Origin of the sequence: Micromonospora sp. M51 (genome assembly GCF_018070305.1) — a bacterium.
In the GTDB taxonomy this organism is placed as follows: Bacteria; Actinomycetota; Actinomycetes; order Mycobacteriales; family Micromonosporaceae; genus Micromonospora; species Micromonospora parva.
The window spans coordinates 1-1,544 of record NZ_JAGPXZ010001068.1; the positions used below are offsets into that span (position 1 = coordinate 1).

Annotated in this window: 2 protein-coding genes; both read left to right on the forward strand. The window is 72.5% G+C overall.

All coding sequences use genetic code 11. The annotated features are described in order from the left end of the window. The coding region (locus tag KBX53_RS32515; protein WP_305797997.1) for an alanine racemase at positions 1 to 397 on the forward strand (397 nt) is incomplete at its 5' end. After that, the coding region (locus tag KBX53_RS32520) for a D-alanine--D-alanine ligase family protein (protein ID WP_210863687.1) at positions 394 to 1,544 on the forward strand (1,151 nt) is incomplete at its 3' end. The genes KBX53_RS32515 and KBX53_RS32520, both read left to right, overlap by 4 nt.

Sequence of the window (1,544 nt, forward strand, 5' to 3'; positions counted from 1 at the left end):
CGCGCGGGCTGGCTGTTCGCGCTCCCCGGCCGGTACGGGTGTCTCCTACGGGTTCGAACACGTGACCAGCGCACCGACCACGCTGGCGCTGCTGCCGCTCGGCTACGCCGACGGGCTGCCCCGGGTCGCGGGTGGGCGCGCCTCGGTGTGGCTCGGCGGTCGGCGGTGCCCGATCGTCGGACGCATCGCCATGGACCAGTGCGTGGTCGACGCCGGCGATCTTCCCGTGACGATCGGCGACCCGGTGGTGGTGTTCGGCCCCGCCGAGGGTGACCACCACCCTCCGACCGTCGTCGAGTGGGCCCGTTGGGCCGACACCAACCCACACGAGATCTTGACCGGCATCGGGGCTCGGGTGGCCCGCGACCACCTCGACGGAAGGGCACGGAAATCATGACAACGCGACTGGCGGTCCTCTACGGCGGGCAGAGCGGCGAGCACGAGGTGTCCTGCCGCTCGGCGGCGAGCATCCTCGCCCACCTGGACCGTGAGCGGTACCAGGTCACCGAGGTCCTCATCGACCGCGACGGCGGGTGGCACGTCGGCGGTCGACCGACGCCACTTCCCGCGGCGTTGCGTGTGCTGCGCGCCCAGGACGTGGTGTTCCCCGCCCTGCACGGCCCGTACGGCGAGGACGGCACCGTGTCGTCGCTGCTGGAATGGCTCGGCGTGCCCTACGTCGGCAACGGTGTGTTCGCCAGCGCCGCCGGCATGGACAAGGGCGTCACCAAGCGGCTCCTCGCGGCGGAGGGCCTGCGGGTCAGCCCGGGGGTGACAGTGCGTCCCGGCGAGGAACTGTCGCCCGATGACCAGCGCCGGCTGCAGCTGCCGGTCTTCGTGAAACCGGCCCGGGCGGGTTCGAGCCTGGGTGTGGTCAAGGTCGACGACTGGGCGGGGGTTCCCGCCGCGCTGGAGCAGGCCCGTCAGGTCGACCCGAAGGTGCTCATCGAGCAGGGCGCGCGCGGACGCGAGATCGACGTGGCCGTCCTCCAGCACCCGGACGGGCGGGTGCAGGCCGGCCCGCCGCTGGAGATCAGGGTGAGCGGCGCGGGTTTCTTCGACTACGACGCGAAGTACGACGGCGGGGCGACCTTCCAGATTCCGGCCCCGCTCGACGCGGCGACCACCGAGGTGCTCCAGGACCGTGCGATCCGCGCCTTCCAGGCCCTCGACTGCCGCGGGCTGCTGCGGGTCGACTTCTTCCTGCCCGCCGAGGGGTCGCCCGAGCCCATCGTGAACGAGGTCAACACCTTCCCCGGCTTCACCGCCGCGTCACAGTTCCCGCAGATCTGGCAGCAGGCCGGTATCGGGTTCGCCGCCCTGATCGACATCCTGATCTCCGGCGCGCTGGCCGATCAGGACCACCGCCACCACAGCGTCCTGCCCCGGCAGGCCCGAGCTGTCGCCCTGGTGAGAGGCGGTGGGGCCCGGTCACCTGGCGGGACACCGGCGGGCTGGCTGGGCACCGTCGGACCCGACGATGGTGACCGGGCCCGAGCTTGCCACCACGCCGGCCTGGGCGGCGGCGTCGGACACCGTACAGA